We start from the raw sequence: 1747 nt of genomic DNA on the forward strand, positions 1-1747 counted from the left end.
GCTCCGCCACGTGACAGAGCAGCGCGTCTCCGGCGGCGTGTCCGAGCGTGTCATTGACCTCCTTGAAGCCGTCCAGGTCGGTCATCAGCAGGGTGTACGGCACGCCGGCCTCCGTCAGCTGCCCCAGTTGCTGCATAAATGCGCCGCGGCTGTCCAGGCGGGTCAGCATGTCCAGCGAGGCGAGCTCGCAGAGCCTCGCCTCGCTCTCGTGCCGGGCGGTAACGTCGCGGATAATCATTCCCACCAGGCGTTCGCCGCCTCCCGCCAGCCCGAGAACGATACGTCGGCCGGGAACTCCCGGCCGTCGCGCCTGAGCCCCCATATCTGCAGCGTGCGCGGCAGTGAAATCGCCGCCTCCGCGCCGGTGAGGCGATCCAGCTCGTTGCGGTAGTCGGTCTGGCAGCGTTCGGGAATAAGCCCGGCCACGTACTGGCCCGCCATTTCCTCCGGACCGTAACCGAACATCGCGGTGGCGGCCGGGTTCCAGAAGGTAATGCCCCGGCGCAGGTCGGTGCAGATGATGGCGTCCGGGGAGGTGGCCGAAATGGACTCCAGCCGCTGCTGGCTGGCGTGGCGCAGCAGTTCCAGCCGGTGGACCTCCATCCGGTCCATCACCAGTGCGGCGATGTCCGCCAGGTGCTGGCGGTCATCGTCCGTGAGCGGCGGGCGCGGCTGCGTGTCGGTCAGGCACACGGTGCCGATGTGGTGCCCGTCCGGGGTAGTCAGCGGGATCCCCGCGTAAAAGCGGATGTGCGGGTAGCCGTGCACCAGCGGGCTGTCGTGAAAGCGCGGATCGTCCAGGGTATCCGGTACGCAGAGGATCTCCCCCTGCGCCAGCGTGTGGTCGCAGAAGGCGACGCTGCGGGCGGTGCCGGTGATGTTCAGACCGTAGCGGGACGAGAACAACTGGCGCTGGTCGTCAATCAGCGAGACGAAGGCGGTGGGCACGCGAAAAAGGCGTGCGGCGAGCGTGGTGAGCCGGTCGAGTGCGTTTTCCGGCAGCGCATCCGCCTGCTGATAGGGTGCCAGCGCCGCGAGGCGGGCGGCCTCGTGGTCTGATGTCGGGCGTTTCAGGGTCGTTCCCCCAGGTGATAAGAGCTGTGGCCGGCATGACACAGCAAAAAGGGGACACGTTCAATCAGACGGGGCCGCAGAAATGCCTGCCGCCCCGCCGCCGGAAGAAAGGTCCGTCAGGCTGCCCCGTCGCCGCGGGCGGGGTCAGGGATACAGTGACGCCCTGCAGTACGGGCATCACGAAAACGTCATTTCAGGACCATTCCTGGCCGCGTTCAGCGCTGAAGGGAGGCGCAGCGCAGGCAGATAACGCAGTCGGGGTGCCGCAGGCGCGCGGACTGAAGCGCGTGCCTGAGGGAATAAAACGTGCCGAGAAAGCGGCCCCCGCCGGCCTCAGCCAGCTCGCCGCAGCCCGCGCAGTGTACCTCTTCGATCGCGGGGCGTCCGCGTCGCGCCGCGTAGTAGTATTTACCGCTCATGTCCTTATCCTCTTATCGGCCGTGCCCGGCTGAACTTCAGCGGGCCGTCAGCGGACAGAGCCTGCTACTTTTTCGCTTGCGGCACAAGGGCATAGTGCGGGTGTCGCCCGGCGAGCAGCAGCAGGAGTTCGTACTCTCCCTGGCTCAGGGGGGCGGGATTTTTGCCGCCTCCTTCATCTGCCAGACGCGCAGGCTGAGCTCAAACCGCTCGGCGGCGGCCTCCTGCGACAGGCCGGCGGCCAGGCGGAGCTCGC

Annotated in this window: 2 pseudogenes; both read right to left on the reverse strand. The window is 67.4% G+C overall.

The features are described from left to right. Positions 1-1029 (reverse strand): annotated as a pseudogene (locus HA45_RS23265) (PAS domain S-box protein); the annotation flags it as partial. Positions 1030-1557: 528 nt separating this feature from the next. Continuing rightward, positions 1558-1747 (reverse strand): annotated as a pseudogene (locus HA45_RS28485) (transcriptional regulator); the annotation flags it as partial.

It is taken from the genome of Pantoea rodasii, from assembly GCF_002095465.1.
Taxonomy (GTDB): Bacteria; Pseudomonadota; Gammaproteobacteria; order Enterobacterales; family Enterobacteriaceae; genus Pantoea; species Pantoea rodasii.